Source organism: Acinetobacter sp. MF4640, assembly GCF_002018895.1.
GTDB lineage: Bacteria > Pseudomonadota > Gammaproteobacteria > Pseudomonadales > Moraxellaceae > Acinetobacter > Acinetobacter johnsonii.
Genome location: NZ_MVOM01000005.1, coordinates 51,943 through 72,617, shown reverse-complemented (window position 1 = coordinate 72,617; position 20,675 = coordinate 51,943). Strand labels below are relative to the sequence as shown.

The 20,675-nt window shown below is 41.9% G+C and carries 21 protein-coding genes and 2 tRNA genes; 7 read left to right on the top strand and 16 right to left on the bottom strand.

Annotated features, from left to right (window positions below):
* Positions 1 to 69: 69 nt before the first annotated feature.
* From MF4640_RS02745 to hemE, 3 genes are all read right to left on the bottom strand, one after another.
* Positions 70 to 540 (bottom strand): DUF3015 family protein, encoded by a 471-nt coding sequence (locus tag MF4640_RS02745; protein ID WP_004695672.1) that lies wholly within the window; start codon positions 538 to 540, stop codon positions 70 to 72.
* 146 nt (positions 541 to 686) lie between these two features.
* A complete protein-coding gene (locus MF4640_RS02740) occupies positions 687 to 1,484 on the bottom strand; it encodes a DUF817 family protein (RefSeq protein ID WP_171263843.1) in 798 nt (265 codons plus the stop codon).
* A 36-nt stretch (positions 1,485 to 1,520) separates the two neighbouring features.
* Positions 1,521 to 2,591 carry a uroporphyrinogen decarboxylase gene (gene hemE, locus MF4640_RS02735; RefSeq protein WP_078388616.1) on the bottom strand — a complete coding sequence of 357 codons (1,071 nt, stop codon included), beginning with the start codon at positions 2,589 to 2,591 and terminating at the stop codon, positions 1,521 to 1,523.
* Between the two features lie 202 nt (positions 2,592 to 2,793).
* Between hemE and MF4640_RS02730 the strand changes: the two genes are divergently transcribed.
* The 3 genes from MF4640_RS02730 (at position 2,794) to MF4640_RS02720 (ending at position 5,997) form a co-directional block, all read left to right on the top strand.
* A complete protein-coding gene (locus MF4640_RS02730; protein ID WP_078388615.1) occupies positions 2,794 to 4,035 on the top strand; it encodes a L,D-transpeptidase family protein in 1,242 nt (413 codons plus the stop codon).
* Positions 4,036 to 4,111: 76 nt separating this feature from the next.
* On the top strand, positions 4,112 to 5,179 hold the full coding sequence (locus MF4640_RS02725; RefSeq protein WP_078388614.1) for a hypothetical protein: 1,068 nt from the start codon (positions 4,112 to 4,114) through the stop codon (positions 5,177 to 5,179).
* Between the two features lie 122 nt (positions 5,180 to 5,301).
* A complete protein-coding gene (locus MF4640_RS02720) occupies positions 5,302 to 5,997 on the top strand; it encodes a pirin family protein (protein WP_078388613.1) in 696 nt (231 codons plus the stop codon).
* Positions 5,998 to 6,076: 79 nt separating this feature from the next.
* Here the strand turns inward: MF4640_RS02720 and MF4640_RS02715 are convergent, their stop codons facing one another.
* From MF4640_RS02715 to MF4640_RS02705, 3 genes are all read right to left on the bottom strand, one after another.
* Positions 6,077 to 6,430: a DUF1304 domain-containing protein gene (locus MF4640_RS02715; RefSeq protein WP_010327250.1), complete on the bottom strand. Its 354-nt coding sequence runs from the start codon at positions 6,428 to 6,430 to the stop codon at positions 6,077 to 6,079.
* Positions 6,431 to 6,498: 68 nt separating this feature from the next.
* Complete coding sequence (locus MF4640_RS02710) at positions 6,499 to 7,476, bottom strand: zinc-binding dehydrogenase (protein WP_078388612.1); 978 nt, start codon at positions 7,474 to 7,476, stop codon at positions 6,499 to 6,501.
* Between the two features lie 3 nt (positions 7,477 to 7,479).
* Positions 7,480 to 8,112, bottom strand: coding sequence for a TetR/AcrR family transcriptional regulator (locus tag MF4640_RS02705; RefSeq protein ID WP_078388611.1), 633 nt, complete (start codon positions 8,110 to 8,112; stop codon positions 7,480 to 7,482).
* A 169-nt stretch (positions 8,113 to 8,281) separates the two neighbouring features.
* Here MF4640_RS02705 and MF4640_RS02700 point away from each other — a divergent pair, with 169 nt between their 5' ends.
* Positions 8,282 to 9,430, top strand: a complete 1,149-nt coding sequence (locus tag MF4640_RS02700) for a DUF1624 domain-containing protein (protein ID WP_078388610.1) — start codon at positions 8,282 to 8,284, stop codon at positions 9,428 to 9,430.
* Positions 9,431 to 9,669: 239 nt separating this feature from the next.
* On the opposite strand, the gene MF4640_RS02695 is transcribed toward MF4640_RS02700, so the two are convergent.
* The 5 genes from MF4640_RS02695 to greB form a co-directional block, all read right to left on the bottom strand.
* Entirely contained in the window at positions 9,670 to 10,575 is a 906-nt protein-coding gene (locus tag MF4640_RS02695; RefSeq protein ID WP_078388609.1) for a DMT family transporter, read from the bottom strand.
* Positions 10,572 to 11,150, bottom strand: a complete 579-nt coding sequence (locus MF4640_RS02690; RefSeq protein WP_078388633.1) for a TetR/AcrR family transcriptional regulator — start codon at positions 11,148 to 11,150, stop codon at positions 10,572 to 10,574. Before MF4640_RS02690 ends, MF4640_RS02695 begins: the two co-directional genes overlap by 4 nt.
* Before the next feature lie 564 nt (positions 11,151 to 11,714).
* Positions 11,715 to 11,804, bottom strand: a tRNA-Ser gene (locus MF4640_RS02685).
* 219 nt (positions 11,805 to 12,023) lie between these two features.
* A tRNA-Ser gene (locus MF4640_RS02680) sits at positions 12,024 to 12,113 on the bottom strand.
* Between the two features lie 89 nt (positions 12,114 to 12,202).
* Positions 12,203 to 12,697, bottom strand: a complete 495-nt coding sequence (gene greB, locus MF4640_RS02675) for a transcription elongation factor GreB (RefSeq protein WP_004695648.1) — start codon at positions 12,695 to 12,697, stop codon at positions 12,203 to 12,205.
* Between the two features lie 365 nt (positions 12,698 to 13,062).
* On the opposite strand from greB, the gene MF4640_RS02670 reads away from it, so the two are divergent.
* Positions 13,063 to 14,175, top strand: a complete 1,113-nt coding sequence (locus MF4640_RS02670) for a transglycosylase SLT domain-containing protein (RefSeq protein ID WP_078388608.1) — start codon at positions 13,063 to 13,065, stop codon at positions 14,173 to 14,175.
* A gap of 67 nt (positions 14,176 to 14,242) precedes the next feature.
* On the opposite strand, the gene MF4640_RS02665 is transcribed toward MF4640_RS02670, so the two are convergent.
* Positions 14,243 to 14,626: an SCP2 sterol-binding domain-containing protein gene (locus MF4640_RS02665; protein ID WP_004695646.1), complete on the bottom strand. Its 384-nt coding sequence runs from the start codon at positions 14,624 to 14,626 to the stop codon at positions 14,243 to 14,245.
* 227 nt (positions 14,627 to 14,853) lie between these two features.
* Positions 14,854 to 15,777 (bottom strand): tRNA 2-thiocytidine(32) synthetase TtcA, encoded by a 924-nt coding sequence (ttcA, locus tag MF4640_RS02660; RefSeq protein WP_004695645.1) that lies wholly within the window; start codon positions 15,775 to 15,777, stop codon positions 14,854 to 14,856.
* 501 nt (positions 15,778 to 16,278) lie between these two features.
* On the opposite strand from ttcA, the gene MF4640_RS02655 reads away from it, so the two are divergent.
* A complete protein-coding gene (locus tag MF4640_RS02655; RefSeq protein ID WP_004695644.1) occupies positions 16,279 to 17,151 on the top strand; it encodes a lytic transglycosylase domain-containing protein in 873 nt (290 codons plus the stop codon).
* A gap of 117 nt (positions 17,152 to 17,268) precedes the next feature.
* Positions 17,269 to 18,174, top strand: coding sequence for a protease HtpX (gene htpX, locus MF4640_RS02650; RefSeq protein WP_004695643.1), 906 nt, complete (start codon positions 17,269 to 17,271; stop codon positions 18,172 to 18,174).
* Between the two features lie 70 nt (positions 18,175 to 18,244).
* Here the strand turns inward: htpX and MF4640_RS02645 are convergent, their stop codons facing one another.
* From MF4640_RS02645 to mgtE, 3 genes are all read right to left on the bottom strand, one after another.
* Positions 18,245 to 18,610 (bottom strand): bleomycin resistance protein, encoded by a 366-nt coding sequence (locus tag MF4640_RS02645; RefSeq protein WP_078388607.1) that lies wholly within the window; start codon positions 18,608 to 18,610, stop codon positions 18,245 to 18,247.
* 6 nt (positions 18,611 to 18,616) lie between these two features.
* Positions 18,617 to 19,210, bottom strand: a complete 594-nt coding sequence (locus MF4640_RS02640; protein ID WP_078388632.1) for a DUF4112 domain-containing protein — start codon at positions 19,208 to 19,210, stop codon at positions 18,617 to 18,619.
* 115 nt (positions 19,211 to 19,325) lie between these two features.
* Positions 19,326 to 20,672, bottom strand: a complete 1,347-nt coding sequence (mgtE, locus tag MF4640_RS02635) for a magnesium transporter (protein WP_078388606.1) — start codon at positions 20,670 to 20,672, stop codon at positions 19,326 to 19,328.
* Positions 20,673 to 20,675: the final 3 nt, after the last annotated feature.

Here is a 20,675-nt window from a genome sequence, read left to right as displayed (position 1 = left end):
GCAGTGTTAGCTATTCTTCTTTTTTAGATATGAAAAACCCTGCCTGAATGGCAGGGTTTTATGGTGCAATTAAACGTATGCTTTTAATACGCTATCCGTTGCCATGACTGCTTGTAAAGATGCTAATACTTGAAGCGCATCTTGGTTTTCAGCTGAATAGATTTTTGCGAAGTTTTGTTTAGACACTTCAAAGAAACGTGCTTTATCTTCAGACTGGATGTTCAGTAATTCAGCCAGTACATTTAGACTTTCGCCCTCACCGACTGCCATATCACGCGCCAATGCTTCCGCATTTTCGTTGGTAAATGTTACTGCCTGAGCAGTCACTGTACCTGTACCGCTACAACCTAAAGTACCAAAGGTAATACCGAAAAGTTGGTTAGCAAAAAGACCATTGGTTGTACCCGCTAAAATTTTAGCGACTTTACCAGACTGTCCAGCCCAAATTTGTGAACCAATACCACAACCGACGTCATTATCTGCAAATGTAGCGGTAGAACCAACAGCCAAAACCGCAGCCAATGCTATTTTTTTCAACATAAGGTTTCTCCAGACTCGATTATCTCCGAGTATTTTTATTGTTCCTATTGTGTGTATTTTGAGCTACACCCTTGTAAGATAGCGGTAACAAGCGCATAACGCAAAACAATTTATACTAAAGTGAAGTGAATATTTAAAAATGTGCTTTAGCGGTATAAGGACCAACTGCCACGTAGATCTCGTTTCCCTAAAATCTTTAGCACCAACACCAGACTGAGCAGTAGCAATAAATACCAAGAACCCAACTTACCCCAACCGACCATATGCCATGCATCGACTTGACTTGGGTACAACCAGATTTGGTAAAACGTACTGATATTTTCCGCAATCCAAATAATAAAAGCCAACAGTAAAAGTACGGGTAACATCGGCAGTTGAAAACGGTGCTGCTGTAATTCAAAGCCAATCTTGGTTTTCCAAAATAGCACTATGCTCCACCCAAACAAAAGATAGCGAATATCGGGAACAAAAAATTTGGACATAAAGTTGATATAAGACAACACCGCCAAGGTTAGCATGGCGGAGAAACGGGGCAAGTGCTGAAAAGAAACATGATAAAGACGTAATGAACGCGCAAAAAAACTGCCCACAGCCGAATACATAAAACCTGCAAACAAAGGCACTGTTAAAATTTTAAACACGGCGGGATGCGGATACTGCCAAGATGCAATTTGCGGATGAGTCAAAAAGATTTCCATCACCATTGCCATCACATGAAATAATGCAATCACTTTGGCCTCGGCCCAAGACTCAAGTTTTAAATACAGCAGACAAACTTGAATCAGCACGGCATAAAACAATAGATAGTCATAACGGAAAAAGCCGCAATATTCCTGACTTCCCATACTGGCTGTGAACGCAAAAGCCAATAACAGCAATATCCCAAATAAGGCAGCCGAAGCTGCCTTAGATGAGAACTCAAAACATGATTTTAAAATCGTGATCACGCATGAACCCTAATTGAATTGAAGCTGTGAAACTTAGAGATATTTGGCACTGTATTCATGCACAGTATCAATAAAGGCTTTCGGGTTTTCAGGGTCAACCCACTGAGTAATGCCGTGACCTAAGTTTGCAACATAACCTGTTTTCTCACCGCCTGCATAAGCGTCATCTAACATGGCTTTGGTGGCTTTCATGATGGTGTCATGCGAACCATATAATGTTGCAGGGTCTAAGTTACCTTGTAGTGCCGCACGGCCAGCCACCGTTTGGCGAGCCACATTTAATGGCGTAGTCCAATCTAGACCGAAAGCATCCGCCCCTGTTGCCACCATTGGCTCTAACCATTGACCACCACCTTTGGTGAATAAAATGACTGGGACTTTACGTCCTTCATTTTCACGTTTTAAACCTGCAACAATTTTTTGCATGTATTTTAAAGAAAATTCTAAATATTCACGGTGCGCCAATGCTCCGCCCCAGCTATCAAAAATCTGTACGGCTTGAGCACCGGCATCAATTTGCGCATTTAGATAGTCAATCACTGCGTCAGCCAAACGATCGAGCAGCGCATGTAAAACTTCGGGTTGCGCATACATCATTTGCTTGGTGAAACGGAAATCTTTGCTCGAACCACCTTCAACCATATAAGTTGCTAGCGTCCAAGGACTGCCTGAAAAACCAATTAAAGGCACTTGGCCGCCAAGCGCTGAACGGATCGTCTTGACTGCATTCATCACATAGTCGAGATCAGACGCGGAATTAAACTTAGGTAAATTCGCTACATCTTGTTCAGTACGAACCGTTTTATGAAATTTAGGCCCTTCCCCAGCTTCAAAATAAAGCCCTAAACCCAAAGCATCGGGCACAGTTAAAATATCTGAAAATAAAATGGCAGCGTCGAGCTCATAACGACGTAAAGGCTGTAAAGTCACTTCACAAGCGAATTCGTTATTTTTACACAGCGAAAGGAAATCACCCGCTTGAGCACGGGTTGCACGATATTCAGGTAAATAACGCCCTGCTTGACGCATCATCCAGACGGGTGTGGTATCTACAGGTTCACGTAATAAAGCACGTAGAAAACGATCATTTTTAAGCGTCGTCATTTACTTTCCCATCTCAATTAAATTTGCCCACCATCATAACAAAAAGGTCGAATTTTTAATAACTTCTCATAACACTAAAATTCGATCGGGACAAAGATGCAAACGAATATTTACACAAAACAAATACTGCATCTCCATCTTTTTTCTGTAATACTTCACTAGTTTTTACTTTGTAAATGAATAATTCTTAAGGTTGAATTACATGTTCGTTCGCACAATACTCGCGATGAGTTTAAGTTGCATTCTTGCTGGTACAGCGTTTGCTGCATCTACTACTGAACAACCCTTGACGCCAAAAAAGATCATTGATACTTCAGTTCAAGATCCTATTGATCCTTTAGCAACAGATGTCGCTTCAGCTTCTACTGCGGTTGCAAACAGCCAAATTACAGCAAAAGAACAAGCAGACTTAAACCAAGCTTCGCAAACTTTAGATCAACTTGAACAATCTGAAGATAAAACCGCTGACGTTGGTGCTGCACCAAGCACCCCCCCCCCTGCACCGACCACCACGACGACCAATTCTGCTGCAGCAAAAGCATCGTGGACATTGAATGGTTTAAACAGTGCAGAATGGTTCGACAACATTGGTAAAGGCCAATTCCCTGTCTATGCACGTGCTCACGTTATGCTGAATAATGCACACGCGTCTCCGGGTGCAATTGATGGCATGAGCGGTAAAAACACCCTCAAAGCCATTGCTTCGTTCCAGCAAATGAGCGGTTTAAAAGCAACAGGTACCCTAACCAAAGAAACTTGGGATGCTCTACTGGCAAGTCAAGGTTCTAAGCCCGCATTTATTGAATACAGCATTACCGAAGCAGACCTAAAAGGTCCTTATGCCGCATCAATTCCACGCGATTATGCACTACAATCCAAAATGAAAGGTTTGTATTACACTCGCGTAACTGAAATGTTGGGTGAAAAGTTCCATATGGATGAAGACTTCTTGCAGAAGTTAAATCCAAAAGCAACCTTCAAAAAAGCGGGCGAAAAAATTATTGTGGCCAATATCCGCAATGAAGTGCCAGAAGACATTCATTTGATCGTTGCACATAAAGGTGCAAAACAGCTGTATTTATTTAACAGCCGCAACCAAATGATCGGTTCTTTCCCTGCAACCATTGGTAGCTCAGACACTCCGTCTCCAACGGGTACTTATAAAGTCACTGGTGTTGCGCCAAATCCATGGTATAGCTACTCGCCAAGTAACTTTGTACAGGGCAAAAACTTAAAACCACTTTCTCTACCACCGGGTCCGAATGGTCCTGTAGGGAATATCTGGATTGGTTTAAGCAAAAAATCATTTGGTATTCATGGCACACCAAACCCTTCTGCTATTTCTAAAACAGCATCACACGGTTGTATCCGTTTGACCAACTGGGATGCCAATGATCTTGGCAAAAAAGTGAAGTCAGGTGTTACGGTTAAATTCTTAGAATAATTGGCTTTCTAAGGTATTTACGCTATAAAAGGTGCTCTCTTGAGAGCACCTTTTTTTCAATTACAGCAATATAAAAATGACGATGAACGCTTTAAAAATAATACTGCCCGTAGCCTGCTTACTATCTGTCTCAACTTATAGCTTTGCTGAATTAGATGAAGAAATCGTGACCAGCGTGGATGCTTCTGCTTATGCGGTGGAATCTGACCATCCATTTGAGAGTCTGGATGATCATGAAAAAATCCGCCATCCCCAATACATTCCAGAGCAAGATAGTCTCAGAGAGCCACTTTTGAATGCACGCTATTACGTCATCGCAGGTAAATCTCCGATTCACTATTACGCGATTCGAACAGGAGCAAAGCCTAAACTACTTTATTTAAACCAGCCCCACTCGGCAGTTTTTTCAATAGGCGAGGCTTATGCTGAAAATCGAGAAAAAATCACCCTACAGCCTCAACTCGACAATACAGTCAAAGATCATGAGCTGTTTTCGATTATGCCCGTCGCGAAGCATCTCGCACTGATTTTTCGTACTCGCTATGCCTATACTCCTACAGAGTTAAAAGCCAATGCGGCCATGAACGCCATCTATGCCAACAATCGCTACCGATACAGCTATGAAATTATTGAAATCGACACGAATGGCAAACAGCTCCACCGCGTGCAATTTGTGGCTCCAATCATTGAAGATGGAATGAGTTTTGGCCCCAAATGGGATGAAGACTTATCAGATTATAATAATGCAATACTTGAATACAGTACCAAGTCCCCGGGCGACTACCAAACCGTGCATCCTTATAACATTGAAACCCGTTATGAATACAAACAAGGTCAATTGAAGCACTTTGAACAAAAAATTCTGCTCACCGCCAGTGACAAAGTGTTCTTAAAGAATTCACCGAACTCTATTAATTATGAAAATTATCTCGATGATCAAAATGTACCACTCTCCGTTGAAAGCAGTACTTGCCTTGATGACTATTTTGTTTTTAAGGACAAAGCGGCTCCACTCGGTGTGAAATGGGGCAATAACTGGATGCAACAGCAGCCGAAGCTACATCAACAATTTTTAGCTGAATATGCGCAGGGCAAAAACTACGTCTGGAAAGATTTCCGCGTACGGTATTGTGATTTAAACTAAGGCTGCAATGTTGTGTTTAATCATTCCAATATTGAAACGCAACATTGCAAATTCACTATTTTAGCGATAAATATAAAACGCTAGAATTACTCCATAGATTAAAAATAAGATTGGAGTTTAAAATGGATGCATTCATTCATCGCAGTCAAGACCGTGGTCATGTCAATATCGGCTGGCTAGAGTCGAAACACAGCTTTTCTTTTGGTAGTTGGTATAACCCTAAATATATGGGCGTAAGTGCTTTACGTGTCATCAATGACGACGTGATCGCGGGTCATCAAGGTTTTGGTCAACACCCCCATGACAATATGGAAATCTTGACCTGTGTGCTTAAAGGTACCATCACCCATAAAGACAGCATGGGCAACCATGGTGGTATTTCTGCAGGTGAATGGCAACTGATGAGTGCAGGTACGGGTGTACAACACAGTGAAATGAATCAGGGTGATGAGCCGGTACATTTGCTACAAATTTGGATTAACCCAAATCAAAGAGATACAGCGCCAACCTATCAACAGATTCGTCTTGATCCGCATGAGCAACCAAATCAATGGCATGTGATTTGTGGTCCAAATGACAATGCTGCAATGCATATCCGTCAAGATGCAGAAGTCAAAACGGCTGTGATTGAAAAAGATCAAATGCTAGAAGTTAAAGCTACACAGCATATTAACTATGTGCATGTAATTTCAGGTTCAATCCAAGTTGCAGAACACACCCTTCATGCAGGCGACGCGATTGCTTTTTTAGACGCAAGCGAGGTTAAAGCCTTAGAAGATACACAAGTGATTTGGTTTGATTTGCCTGAAGTCAAATAAGTCATCACTCACATTAAAAAAGCCAACGTCTCGACGTTGGCTTTTTTAATGTAGAACTCAAGCAATTTTTTCTCTTGGCTTAGAGAAAATTCACCGCAAGTAATGCCACAGCCGCAGGTAAGGCTTGGATGTAGATAATTTTCTTACTGGCGGTCAGGCCTCCATAAATCCCAGCAACCAAAACGCAGCCTAAAAAGAAATTGGCCAGTGGCAGTGCATAAGTTTCAGGTGCACATAGCGCCCAAAATAGACCTGCAGCCAAGAAACCATTATATAAGCCTTGATTTTTCGCCATGACTTTGGTCAGCTGTGCTTTTTCAGGCGTATTGCCAAAGGCTTTTAAACCATAGGGCTTATCCCATAAAAACATCTCTAAAACTAAAATATACACATGCAACAGTGCAATTAAAGCAATCAAAATTTGTCCCATCATACGCTTTATCCTTATTTTTGATGAATGATGCTAGATCAGCTTCACAGCTGATCTAGGTCGAAAAACAGTTAAGGTTTCAAAAGTACTTTACCCTGACGCGCGCCTTGCGTCGCTTTGAGTGCCGCATCTTTAATTTGTGTAAAGCTGAAGATACCTTCAACAGGCAGCAGTAATTTTTTCTGTGCAGCAAGCGTCAATAACTCCACAATTAACGCCTTTTTGCGTTCAGCAGACAATTGCTTATTCACCACACTCGCCCAAAAACCTTTGACTGTGGCTTGTTTAAAAATCAGATCTCCCGAAGAAATCTGCATGGTCTCACCCGTCATGCTACCAAATGAAACCAATAGACTATTTTCACTCAGCAAAGCCAACATTTCACCACTGGCCTGACCACCAATAGAGTCTACACCCGCGATCAATGGCTGATCTGCATGAATCGCTTTGACTTGTTCTTTCCAATCGGCTTGGTCTGTTGCCACCACATTTTGAATGCCTAAGGCCTGCATTTCAGCTACAGCCTCAGTACGGCGAACCAAATGAATCACCTTTTGACCACGCGCTTGTGCAATCATTGCAACGGTTTTACCCACTGCACCATTGGCAGTGTTCTGAATCAACCAAGAATCTGCCGGCAAGTCGATAAAATCTAAAAGCATCAGTGCACTGATCGGCATCCCAATCAACTGCGCTGCCGTTTCATCATCAATCGCATCAGTTAAAGGCACAACGCCATGCGCTGGCGCAATAAAATACTCAGCCCAACTACCATGAATTCCTGCAACCGCTACACGCTGCCCTATCGATACGCCTTGTACACCCTCACCAAGCGCATCAATCACGCCCACAGCTTCGCTGCCACCAATCGCAGGCAGTGTCGGTTTATAACCATAACTACCACGCACTGTCCACACGTCATGGTTATGGATTGGCGATAGAATCATTTTAATACGCACTTCACCCGCTTTCGGTTCAGGTTGCAGCATATCCGCAGCTTCCAAGACGTCAACAGGTTCACCAAAATGGTGATGAATAATACTTTGCATTTGCTATTCCTTTATCGGCTGTAATAGTTGTTGGGTAGTGTCCATAGCGAGGTAAAGGGGCTGCTTATCTCGGGCCAGTCTTGCCAATAAAGCTGCTCCCAACCACAGTTGATACATCGTCTGTGCCATTTTTTCAGCATCAATATGCGCTGGAATTGAACCGTCTTGCTGCCCGGCTTGGATTAGACCCGAAATACGTTCTGTTAACTTACGCACCCCGAAGTTCAAAATCTGACGCATATCTTCAGATAAATCTGAGACTTCTGCTGCCAACTTGACGATCAGACAATTCTCCGCCCATCCCCCATCGCTATGATGTTCAACTCCACTTTCAATATGTGATGGATTATCAATCCATGCTTGCCAAAGTGCCACGAGACTTGCATAGGCGCTTCGCTGTTCTTGCTGTATCAGCTGATCGATTTTGACTTTATAGTCGGCCAGATACTGCTGAAGTAGCGCACAGCCGAAAGCCTCTTTCGAAGCAAAGTAATAATAGAATGAACCTTTCGGCACATCACAATTCTTTAGAATTTCCTGTAAGCCCACTCCGACAAAACCTTTATGTAATACCAGTTGAAAACTGCTATTTAAAATGTGTAGTCGTGTTGCTTCACTTTTATCTGATCGTTTCATATCCACACTATAAATTAATAATAGACCAGTCGTCTATAAAATAATGCATGTTTTCGATACTTTATCTCGAACCATTGGATTACATATAAATTTTACTGATTAAATTTCAGATATAAATGATTGACATAAATGTTACATAATACCATAACACTAATTTTCAATTCATCTTATGTCTACACCTTCACAACGTTTACAAGCGATTGACGCCCTCAGAGGATTGGTTATTCTGATTATGATGGTCGACCATGTCAGAGAAACTTTTTATCTGCACCAGCAAGTCCCCGACCCGATGCTGATTCCAGGAACCGAAGAATCCCTTTTCTTTAGCCGAATCTTGGCTCACTTATGTGCCCCTGTTTTTGTGGTATTAACAGGCTTATCGGCTTATCTTTACCAAGCAAAAAACAACAGTGTTCAAATGACACGTGAATTTTTACTCAAACGCGGTCTATTTCTGATTTTTCTCGAACTAATCATTATCAACTTCGCTTGGACTGGACAGTTCCCGCCCGATGTCATCTATTTACAAGTGATTTGGGCCATTGGTCTCAGTATGGTGGTTTTAGCAGGCTTGATTGGGCTATCACAAAAATGGCTCTGGGTGATCAGTCTCAGCATTATTTTTGGACATAATGCGCTGGATCAAGTGTCATTTTCACAAATACCTATCCTGCAAAATCTGTGGTTTATTCTACATGAACGTGGTTGGATCGAATTTGGAGATCTGATTCGCTTTAGAACCTCCTACCCAGTACTGCCTTGGATTGGGGTGATTGCCCTCGGCTATTGCATCGGTCATACCGTATTTAACAGCACACACGATGTCGCAAAAAGAAATCAAATCTTGTTAGGCTTCGGGCTTGCCAGTATCAGCTTATTTATCATTTTAAGAATGATCAATCTCTATGGTGACCAAGCATGGTCAATCATGTCGACCAGCACTGAAACCGTTATGAGTTTTTTGAACTTGACCAAGTACCCTCCATCGCTGCTGTTTATTTTGTGGAATGTCGGGCTAGGCTTAGTCCTGTTAGTGTTACTTCAAAAGATTGAAAGTAAACCTTGGACCAAACCCTTGATTGTCTTTGGTTCCGTGCCGATGTTCTTCTATATCGTACACTTATATGTGCTGAAAGCCCTCTATCTCACTGCGGTCACACTGTTTGGCACGACCCATGGCGAATACTTCGGCGTCGATCATGTCTCCACCCTCTGGCTCATTTCGATTATTTTAACTGTGGCTCTCTATCCGTTGATGTTAAAATTCTCAGCCTTTAAACATAAAAACAAACACATTCGCATTCTTAAATACCTCTAAGGATTTAAGGTGTATAGCCAATTTCACTGAAATAAGATTGATGCTTAGTTCCACTAGGCATCAATATCGATTACATTTCATCAAATCAATAATCAAAATTCAAAATTCAAAATAAGGCCAAAAGTTTTACACCCCTCCTCTTATCAAAGACCAACCTAGCCACTGTATTTGCAAAGTTTAGCTGATAACCATCTGCTTTTTGAGACAAAGCACTGTTTAACCATCCCTTATAAGAAAATTTACTTTGCTTTGGTGAGTAATGCTAAGCAGATTGAAATTAAAACCATCCCAATCCAACCGATTGGTGCAAGTTGTTCTCCCACCAACAGGATTGCAAAAACAGCAGCAACCAAAGGTTCAAACAATGTCAAAGTAATGGCTTTACTGGCAGGCACAGTTTTTAAGCCATATCCAAATAAAACATAGCCCAAAAACATTGGAATCAACATCATATAACCCACGACATAAAGGTTGATGTTTTCTTCAAACAAGTTTGAACCCGTTATCCATAAAGTCGGAAGTAATAATAAAGAGCCAAGTCCGAAGATGAGCCCCATAGACGCTTTTGCATCCATTCCTTGGTCAATCATTCGTTTTGCCGCCCAAGAATATAAAGCATAGGTCAATCCCGCAACCGCCCCTAAAGCAATACCCAACATTGGTCGGTTTTGGGATAGATTTTCCGTGGTTGACACAGCATGTGATTCCCCGAGTGAAAGTAGCGCAACGCCCGTCACCCCCAAGATAAAACTCATCAGCCATGTCATTGAAAGTGCTTTTCGGTCAAACACCCTTTCTAAAAGTGCGGTAAATAAAGGCGCCGTACCAATCGACACGACTGTCCCAATGGTGATGCCTGCATAGTGCATAGATGAATAAAAGGCCAACGGATAAATAAAAACCGCAATTACACCTACACCGAGCATCACTGCATTGGCTTTGATATGTGCCAGATGGTAGATAATACTTTTTCGTGCCAAAAGTGCCTGCAACAGTCCACCACCGCCCATGGCGGCAGCGCCAACAGCCAAAGGACTCAAATTAGGTGCAAAAGATGCGACTGTGCCCGTCGTTCCCCATAGAAAAGCAGCGAACAGCACCGCGATCAAACCATAATTCGGTACCGCAGAAACAGACCGATTCACGTACTGATTTCCTGTGTTAAAAGTGTTTTCACCATCGCCGTTGCAGCTTGTACTTTTTCACTCGAGCTTTCCAAGCCTGCTCGCGCAATCGATCCCTCTAGAATAAAAGACAACAACAAAGCCATTTGTTTGACCTTGTCTGCGTCCGAAATAACAAGAGCAAGCTGTGTAGAGATAATGTTTTCAATTTCATCCTTATGCGCTTTCACAGCCAAACGTTCGGCGCTGTGCGCTGGGAACTCAGCAGCAGCATTCAACAAACCGCAGCCCCGAAAACCTTTTTCATAAGCAAACTCGGCATGGTCTTGATAGGCTTCAAAAACCGCGACAATTTTATCAATAGGAGTATGGGCTTGTTGGTTTCGAAGCGCATACAAATCTAACCACTCTTGATGCCGTGCTTCTATATAAGAGGTAATCAAGTCAGCCTTAGTCGGGAAATTATTATATAAGGACATTTTGGCAACTTTGGCCTTATCTGTGATGCTATTAATCCCTGTACTGGTAATGCCGTCGTTATAAAACAAAATCGCGGCTGCATCTAAAATTTTCTGTTTCGCGGTTTTCGTATTCATCATACTCAACTAAGTAGACCGATCTACCTAATTTATAGAATCTGTAAAAATATGCAAGTCACCTTTGCCTATTTAATGAAGGAAATATCAGATGAATCAAAAACGGGAGAATACCCTTCAATCACCCCATTACAATGGCGGTGGGTAAAAAGCGAAACAGAACAATCGCACTATACTTTTATACGGCATATGTAGTTCCAACTTATAGGTAATGAGCTGCTAGATAAACCAAACGAAGGATGCTAAAAACCACTCAGATGAAATTAAAAAACTGATCTACAGAAATGACTGCTATACAGTACAACTGCATAGTCTCTATAACTGCTTGTCTGAAACGAATAGTGAATCTAAAAGGAATTGAGTTGGGCAACTCAAGCTATAATTGAATAGTTATAAAAGAAGGCTTAAATGCCTTAAATAGAAAAAGCAGCAAGAGAAGGTCTGACTGCTTTTTTTAGAATTTGATCACTGCCGATCTATGTGGTGTGCCCCACACTACTTGACGTAATGGCCCAACTTAAACTTGGGTTATCGATTAATTTTAATTTGTATTTAAAAATAATTTGGCGGAAGCGGTGAGATTCGAACTCACGGAGGACTCACACCCTCGTCGGTTTTCAAGACCGGTGCATTAAACCGCTCTGCCACGCTTCCATGGGCGCTATCATATAAATAAAAATATTTTTTGGCAAATATTTTTCATCTCACGGCCTTCAAAAAGCCACTATTCAGCTAAAAAATGTTCAATCTCAATAAGATATTAACTTTACAGTCTGCATATCCCGAAAAATTGAGCGATAACTTTGGCCTCTTTTAGAAATTAATTTAAAAAAAGGCATAAAAAAACCCCGACTCAGTCAGGGTTTTTGAATTTGGCGGAAGCGGTGAGATTCGAACTCACGGAGGACTCACACCCTCGTCGGTTTTCAAGACCGGTGCATTAAACCGCTCTGCCACGCTTCCATGGGCGACATCATATAAACATTCAATCTACTTGGCAAATACTTTTCTTCAAAAATCACACCAAGTGGCTAAAATTAAAACAAAATCTTTTAGTTCTCTGAACTTTCAGGTCTGTCATAACGAATTGAATTGACATACCAGTGTTTTTTTCCAGTTGGCGTCAACACTTCAATTTCATCATCGACTTGTTTGGACAGTAAAGCACGTGCCATCGGCGAGTCGATGGAGATGTGCTGCGGGTGATGATCGTAAATTTCATCTACTCCGACGATGCGTAAGGTTTTTTGTTCCCCTGCGTCATTTTCAATTTCGACCCAAGCGCCAAAATAAATCTTGCCAGCCTGCTCTTCAGAAAAGTCGATAATACGAAGTTCTTCGAGGCGTTTTCCCAAGTAGCGAACCCGTCGATCAATCTTACGTAAGATCTGTTTGTTGTACTGATAATCCGCATTTTCACTACGGTCGCCAAGGCTCGCCGCCCAGTTTACTTTCTTGGTAATTTCAGGGCGTTCTTCATGCCAAAGCTGCTTTAATTCCGCCACCAATTTGTCGTGACCTGCACGTGTAATTAAGTTTGATTTCATGATGAATGCCGTCTAAATCCGCTTATTGATTTACAACAAAGGATTATTTTATCCCTTATTTCTTCACAACAGAAGTTTATAAAATAAATTCCTGAATTAAATTAAATTGTTATGTTACATTTTTCAAAAAAATATTGCACAAAATTTGACACTTTTAAAATTGCTATATATTATGCGCACATCTTAAATTAGTTGCCTATTTTTTAATCTATGTAGTTTTTCTACATAATCTTCTTAATCCCATGTCATTTTGAATGACGTCATGAATGCCCAACCTCTTATTGAATTTAGACAACTTGAACTCGTTTTAAGGCATGTTTTTGCCTTTGCGTTCTAGGGCATAAATTACTTGTAGCGGAGACAACATGCACAGTAGTTCAACTTCTGGATCGAGGCTTTGCCTTAATTCATTAACTTTCTCTCTCCCGTTGAAAGCCCTTGCTTTAAGTACTTTGTTAATTCCATTTCATAGTATTAATGCAAGTAAGACCTACCAGTATGATAACGTCGTCAATCATAATAAATTGACTGTCGTTTCAGTGGAAAACCCAACGACCGTTTTTAAAGATGGTCAGCATTTGCATGGTTTTGGTTATGACCTTGCACGTAACTATGCAGACAGCTTAAATGTAAAGCTAGACTTCAAAACCGTCCCCGATAATGCTACAGCACTGAAATGGGTAGCACAGGGCAAAGCAAATTTTGCAATGACGACGGCAAGTGTTCAAACGATTGAACAAAAAAGTCTCGCAACCTTTTCTGCAACTTGTGGTGATTTAAACGTTTTACGTAAAAATGGCCTCAATACTGAGCTGAACTGGGTATTTAAACATGCGAATGATCCATTAACGCAAACGGCGAGCGGATTTGTCTGCCGTGGTAAACAATCTGGTTCAATTGGTCAATTGGCCTCTTTTTACAACCGTAATGTCGTGAAGCCTGAAAACTGGAATACGATTCAACGCGATTTGCGTCAGCGTATGCCAATCTATAAGGCCAGTTTTAAAAGCACAGCGCAAAAGTACGATTTAGATTGGCACTTATTGGCAGCGATTGGTTATCAAGAGTCTTATCTTAAACCGAACTCCATTTCTCCCACGGGTGTTCGTGGTTTGATGATGTTGACCAATAGCACAGCCAAAGCCATGGGTGTGAGTAACCGTACCGATCCAGCGCAAAGCATTCAAGGTGGTGCCAAGTACTACGACCAAATGCTGAGTCGCTATGATGATATCCCCTTTCCTGACCGGAACTGGTATGCACTGGTTGCGTACAATATGGGACCGGGTGCGGTGAATCAGATTCAAAAACGCATTCAGGCACAAGGTAAAGACCCAAATAACTGGCTCAATTTGTATGCTTACTTAGAGCATAACCAAGCGAAGAATGGTCGCTACCGCCAAGCACTTCAGTATGTGACGCGTATCCGAGCTTATCTTGAGCACATTAAAACCACGCCGCAGTTGGTCAATATCTAAAAGATCCTCTCTATCGGCATAAAAAAAAGCTTACCTATAAAGGTAAGCTTTTTTTATTTCAGAACACTTAAGCTGTTTGCTCAAGCACTTTCTTAAATAAATCTTTTTGCTCTTGGCTTGGCTTCGCTGTTTGCAATGCCATCAACTGTGACATATCACCTTGAACTTTTATTTTACCCGTCATGAACGCTTGCATTGCTGCAGCCATATCAAACTCAAGGAACACTTTACGTAGTGTTTCAGCATCCATGTTCAAGGTTGTTTTCGCGTTTGAAGACAAGCCTTTTTTAATTGCGCCGCCATCTAAAGATAATTCGGTATTACCCGCATTGTCAGCAACAACTAAGTTAATTGCAAGATTCGCAAGTGCTGGCGGCAGGTTCAGATTCCCCGCTTGAGCAGTTAATGTTTCTACAGTTGAAAACCAATCATCAGTTAAAAAAGCAGGCATGATGTTTCCTCAATTCTTTGTTCGTTGTGTGCTGCCTATCCAGACGGCATCATTGTGAAGCTAAATATGCTCGGAGATTGTTATAGCATGTATATCCTACATGTGCCTAAAGTTTTTTGTACGTACCGTTCATATTTTATATTTCTTATACAAAGTTTATCAAAATCATCCACATAAAAAAAACACCAATCATTGATTGGTGTTTTGCATTGGCTTAACTGACAAAATTAGTCTGCTGCAAAGCCAAGATTAACCATGTTAATGCGTTTGTTCTCTGGTTCATCTTCCGTTGAACAACTTTCACCTTTAAAGTCGAATTCACGTTCGCTATCTAACGCTTCAAAGTCGAATAACTCACGGTCTGCCAGCTGCGATGGCGAAACATTCTGCAAGGCGCCAAAAATACTGTGTAGACGCTTTGGATGTGCTTTATCCCACTCACGCAACATGTCATTTAACATGGCACGTTGCAGATTTTCCTGAGAACCGCACAAGTTACACGGAATAATCGGGAACTGACGCATTTCAGCATATTTAATGATGTCTTTTTCTTCCACATAAGCCAGTGGGCGAATCAAGATGTTCTTTTTATCTGACGATAACAATTTAGGAGGCATCGCCTTTAAGCTGCCGCCATGGAATAAATTTAAGAAGAAAGTCGCCAAGATATCATCACGATGATGCCCCAATGCTACTTTGGTCGCGCCAATTTCTTGCGCAAAGCCGTATAAAGAGCCACGGCGTAAGCGTGAACAAACTGCACAGTAGGTTTTGCCTTCAGGCGTTAAACGTTTGGTGATGCTGTAGGTGTCTTTTTCTAAGATATAGTAGGGAATATTATTCTCTTCTAAATAACGTGGTAACACGTCCTCAGGGAAACCGGGTTGCTTCTGGTCCAAATTCACAGCCACCACATCAAAATTGATCGGTGCAATGCGTTTAAACTGCAACATAATATCGAGCAAGGTATAACTGTCCTTACCACCGGAAATGCAGACCATCACTTTATCGCCTTCTTCGATCATTTTAAAATCGCGAATGGCATGACCTACCTGACGGCGTAACTTTTTCAACAGACGATAATACGCAGAGCTAGTGGGTAGTTCTGGTTTAAAATTAAATCCCTGATTGGACTCAACTGGCGAGAACATAGACGAGTTAAACCTTAAAAAAAATACCGCGCAATTTTATCCGATTCACAGCCATCTCGCACCTAAAGAATGTAAATTCTCATGAATTGTCATTGCTGTCATATTCATGTATTGAAATCGGTTTAACTTTGAACGATTGCGTTCATATTTTAGCTGAACTGCTTATGTTTTGGACTTTTCCACATTTTTCCACAAAAGCTGGGGATAACTTTGTGGATTCTAATCGACTTGACAGGGTGTTCCCCCCACTCTTTAAGGCTTCTATTTAAATTGATTATTTTTTAATCAATTTATTTACCATTAAATTTCAATAACTTAACCCAGTCAAGCAATCCTCATTAAAAATAAATTAATTATTTTTTTGATTACTTGCTCAACAATTTGACTTGATTTTTACAAAGACATGGATTTTTTAAACTTAAAATAGTTTCAGACGGTTCTTTTTTTGCTAAACTCATTTCTAGTCACTGAAATCGATTTTTTTACGATTAATAATAGATAATGAAAAATAAGCTGCTTTTGAGTCGTTTTTACGTTTTGGGGTGTATGACGATTTCGTTCATGGCACTAGATTGTCACGCGGGTCAAACTATCTACCAATTGAAAGATTCCAACGGCACGACCTTGTTAACCAATAAACAAAGTCGTTATAGCAACTTAAAAGTCGAAAAGAAAACCTATTATCCAGACAGTAATATCCACAGTTATAGTAACTGGGGGGCTTCTGAATCTTCCGTGTTGCCCAGTTATAGTCGTAACAAAAATGCTTTTGACCACATTATTCGCCAAGCGGCTCAAACTCACGGCATTTCTGAAGGCTTAATTAAAGCGGTTATGCATACCGAATCAGGCTTTAATGTCAACGCACGCTCACCTGTTGGAGCTCAGGGTCTTATGCAACTCATGCCTGCGACAGCACGGCGCTTTAATGTTTCTAATGCATATGATCCACAGCAGAATATAAATGCAGGTGCCAAGTATTTGGCTTGGCTGATGAAACGCTTTAACGGCAACACCAGTCTTGCGCTTGCAGGCTACAATGCTGGCGAAGGCAATGTACAAAAGTACGGCGGTATTCCACCCTTCCGTGAAACTCAAGACTATGTTCGCCGGGTGAGTAGCCGCTATAGCAATCTATATGCGGGCGGGATCAACATCTCTGCAGGCTCAAATAACACACTAGCCAATGCTCAAGTCATTGCCCAATCTGCACATTACGATACAGACTCCTCCCCAAGCACGCAACTCAGTGTGAGTCGTAGCGCACCTTCACGCCAAATTATCCTCGCAGCTGATGGCAGTTTTACTGATGCGCCGGGTTCCTATGCCACAGGCAATGCAACCGCCTCTGCCCGCATTCAAATTTCAGAATAATTTTTATAGCAGTTTTATTATTTTTTCTTGAATTTTGAAGAGTTTCACCTCATATTGAGATCAATGATTTTCGATTTATAAATCAGATTATTTTTTTATTATAAGAGGATTTTCTCAATGATGCGGATTGGTTTGTTCTTGCTAACCAACCTCGCGGTACTGGTTGTAGCTGGCATTATCTTGTCACTCTTCGGTGTCGGTAGTTACCATGGCGCGGGTGGCTTAAATCTAGGTAACCTACTGGTTATCTGTTTTGTCTTTGGTATGGTTGGCTCAATGATTTCTCTATTCATGTCAAAATGGATGGCGAAAAAAACAACTGGTACAGAGTTAATTGACCCAAATGCCCCGCGCAACCAAGCTGAAGCATGGTTGTTACAAGAAGTCGCTCAATTGGCGCAACGTTCTGGTATTAAAATGCCAGAAGTCGGTATTTTCCCGTCTTACCAATCTAATGCTTTTGCTACAGGTTGGAACAAGAACGATGCATTAGTTGCCGTTTCTACCGGCTTACTTGAGCGTATGAATAAAGACGAGCTTCGTGCAGTCTTGGCTCACGAAATTGGTCACGTGGCCAATGGTGACATGGTGACTTTGGCGCTCGTTCAAGGTGTCGTGAACGCCTTTGTGATGTTCTTTGCACGTGTCGCAGGTGATTTCATTGACCGTAATGTCTTTGGTCGTGAAGACGGAGAAGCTCCAGGTTTAGCTTATTTTGCCATTACCATCGTGCTGGATATTGTCTTTGGTATTTTAGCTTCTGCAATCGTAATGTGGTTCTCCCGCTACCGCGAATATCGTGCAGATGAAGCAGGTGCACGTCTTGCAGGCAAACAAGCAATGATTTCTGCCTTGTTGCGTTTACAAGCCGAGTCACAACTTCCAGATGCGATGCCTAAAGAAATGAAAGCGTTTGCGATCGCGGCAGGTCAAGAGCAAGGCTTTAGTTTAGCTGCTTTGTTCCAAACCCACCCAACGATTGAACAACGTGTTGCTGCTTTACAACAGCTCGATTGTCCATAAACAATTCGTTCACTAGATTTGAAAAAGCCTCCGCATGGAGGCTTTTTTGTGACTCGGCATAAGAACATTTTTATTTAATCGTCACTTCGATACAGCGTAATAAACTGCCATTTGGGTCAACAATACAAAACTGGCGGATCTCATCAAAATCCTGAATATCGGTCATACGAGCGCTTTCCCACAACGACCAATTCACTTTAGACCAGTATTCATAATAGGGTTGAATTTCCGCTACGCGAATACAGGCACTATGCCATGAACTATTTGGGTCTAAATGCGGATGATGGAAAAACTCCAGTGTCATCTCGCCCAAACGCATAATCATCCACTCGGGGGACTGATACACCAGATCAAAGCCCAAGCTTTGATAAAATGAAGCAGTGCACGCCAACTCAATCGCTGGCAAATTTGCCGTAATCTGACCTTCAAATTTCATCAGTGGCTATCCTAAGTTTAGTCCCTGTAACCAATGCCACATCACACTGCCACCCCACCACAATAAGCCCATAAAACACACCAAAAAGATCAGGCCAAATAAATCGGGGATGTGTAGCCAAAGCCATGCCACTACTGGATTTCGCCAAAATGCGGATTGTTGCTGTTTCTTTTCCAATTTTTCATGAAGAAAAGGATGAGTCACATGATGCTCTGAATGGATTTGGTATTCTTCCCGAATATGGTCATGAACCACATCCAGTGCTTTACGACTCGGACGTATAAAAATATCAAACAGTGTCCCTAGAACAGGGATAAAACCGACGACGGCATCAATCATAGCCAGCTTCAATACTGGACTCAATTTCTCTTGCGGTACACCAATTTGCTTGGCTTTATAAATGGCATAACACGTTAGGGCAAAACCAGCGATATCCCCAGCAATCGGAACAGTACTCAATGCGGCATCGGCACCGACTCCCTGCTTGGTGAATGGGATACGCACCACAGAATCCATCATATTGGCATATTTGGCCAAATCACGCTCTAAACGAATGACATATTGCTGGCTCATTTTTTTTTGTTCTAAGGGTTCAGGCATGGTGTTACTGACCTCCATCATTTCAACCACATTAACATCATAAAACCACTGAATTATGCTGGTTTTTATGACTTTTTTCTGTGCTAACTTTGTGTTGAAACAATTACTTATTAGCTTAAGACAAGGTCAGAATTTGCGACGCAATCAGCAGGTATACCACCACGCCTGACGCATCACAAATTGAGGTGACCAAAGGTGCGGATGCACTGGCTGGGTCGAGTTTCATGCGGTTTAAGATAAACGGCAGACTCATACCAATCAAACAACCCATCAACACAATGCCCATCATACTCAGTGCCAATACTACGGCGACCAGAATGTCCCCACGGAAATAGCCCAAAATGGAGACTGCCGTTGCCATGGTTCCGCCTAGACACAGCGCAACCAGACCTTCACGTCCGAGCAAATAAAACCAGTCTTTAAAATGTACGTCGCCAGTTGCCAGTGCACGTACCATTAAAGTGGCGGACTGTGACCCCGCATTTCCCCCACTTCCCACCAGTAAAGGAAGGAAAAATACCAAAACGATATGTGCCGCAATCAAGTCTTCAAAGTGGGCAATTCCTAACCCTGAAAGTAAACTTCCAAAGACCAGAAACACCAGCCAAAATACCCGTTTCTTATACAGTAAGAAGATTGGAGCTGTTTTAATACTCATCTGCGGACTGGCCGCAACCGCACTACTTTTTAGAATATCTTCTGTGGTTTCTTGTTGTACCACATCCATTGCATCGTCATAAGTCACAATCCCCAATAGACGCTGCTGCTCATCGACAATGGGCAAAGCCATAAAATCATAATGGGCCAGTTTCTGTGCAATACTTTCCTGGTCCTCACTGACTAAACCCGTGATGACATGGCTGGTCATAACCTGTCCAATCAATTGCTCAGGCGGAGACTGGATAATTTGCCGCAGCGAAATCACCCCGTGTAAATAACGCGAGGCATCGGTCACATAGATGAGATATAAAGTTTCACTTTCCGCTGCATGCTGCCGTATATGTTGAATCGCCTGTTGCATGGTCATTTCGGCATGTACCGTAATGACCTCGGTACTCATAATTGCACCTGCAGACTCGGCTGGATAATCCATCAAGGTCTTCAGTTGAGCTTGAACATGCGCATCTAGCTGCGGAAAAATCTGACCTTGAACGTCCTGCGCTAAGCTTTGAAATAAATCGGTGCGGTCATCCGAATGCATATGAGCCAGTAGCTTCAGCAACAAAGCCTGAGGCAATTTCGCTGCTAGTTGTTGCTGCTCGGTTAATGCTAAAAACTCAAAGACATAACTGGCTTGTGGTAATTGTTCCAATAGCCGAATTTGGTCATTTATAGGCAGGGCCATTAAAATATCAGCCAAATCCGCAGTGCTGTACTGTTTCAGACTTTGGATAAAAGCATGGTTATCGGGCTGATTTAATTGCTCTTCGAAATCTTGCTGTGAAAAGGACGGATTTGGCATACA

Coding starts and splice junctions, on each gene's coding strand:
- MF4640_RS02730 (WP_078388615.1), top strand. CDS start 2,794: ATGTTCGTTCGCACAATACTCGCGATGAGTTTAAGTTGCATTCTTGCT.
- htpX (WP_004695643.1), top strand. CDS start 17,269: ATGATGCGGATTGGTTTGTTCTTGCTAACCAACCTCGCGGTACTGGTT.
- MF4640_RS02720 (WP_078388613.1), top strand. CDS start 5,302: ATGGATGCATTCATTCATCGCAGTCAAGACCGTGGTCATGTCAATATC.
- MF4640_RS02710 (WP_078388612.1), bottom strand. CDS start 7,476: ATGCAAAGTATTATTCATCACCATTTTGGTGAACCTGTTGACGTCTTG.
- MF4640_RS02670 (WP_078388608.1), top strand. CDS start 13,063: ATGCACAGTAGTTCAACTTCTGGATCGAGGCTTTGCCTTAATTCATTA.
- greB (WP_004695648.1), bottom strand. CDS start 12,697: ATGAAATCAAACTTAATTACACGTGCAGGTCACGACAAATTGGTGGCG.
- MF4640_RS02645 (WP_078388607.1), bottom strand. CDS start 18,610: ATGAAATTTGAAGGTCAGATTACGGCAAATTTGCCAGCGATTGAGTTG.
- MF4640_RS02655 (WP_004695644.1), top strand. CDS start 16,279: ATGAAAAATAAGCTGCTTTTGAGTCGTTTTTACGTTTTGGGGTGTATG.
- MF4640_RS02690 (WP_078388633.1), bottom strand. CDS start 11,150: ATGAATACGAAAACCGCGAAACAGAAAATTTTAGATGCAGCCGCGATT.
- MF4640_RS02665 (WP_004695646.1), bottom strand. CDS start 14,626: ATGCCTGCTTTTTTAACTGATGATTGGTTTTCAACTGTAGAAACATTA.
- MF4640_RS02700 (WP_078388610.1), top strand. CDS start 8,282: ATGTCTACACCTTCACAACGTTTACAAGCGATTGACGCCCTCAGAGGA.
- MF4640_RS02745 (WP_004695672.1), bottom strand. CDS start 540: ATGTTGAAAAAAATAGCATTGGCTGCGGTTTTGGCTGTTGGTTCTACC.
- MF4640_RS02725 (WP_078388614.1), top strand. CDS start 4,112: ATGACGATGAACGCTTTAAAAATAATACTGCCCGTAGCCTGCTTACTA.
- MF4640_RS02705 (WP_078388611.1), bottom strand. CDS start 8,112: ATGAAACGATCAGATAAAAGTGAAGCAACACGACTACACATTTTAAAT.
- mgtE (WP_078388606.1), bottom strand. CDS start 20,672: ATGCCAAATCCGTCCTTTTCACAGCAAGATTTCGAAGAGCAATTAAAT.
- MF4640_RS02640 (WP_078388632.1), bottom strand. CDS start 19,210: ATGCCTGAACCCTTAGAACAAAAAAAAATGAGCCAGCAATATGTCATT.
- ttcA (WP_004695645.1), bottom strand. CDS start 15,777: ATGTTCTCGCCAGTTGAGTCCAATCAGGGATTTAATTTTAAACCAGAA.
- hemE (WP_078388616.1), bottom strand. CDS start 2,591: ATGACGACGCTTAAAAATGATCGTTTTCTACGTGCTTTATTACGTGAA.
- MF4640_RS02715 (WP_010327250.1), bottom strand. CDS start 6,430: ATGATGGGACAAATTTTGATTGCTTTAATTGCACTGTTGCATGTGTAT.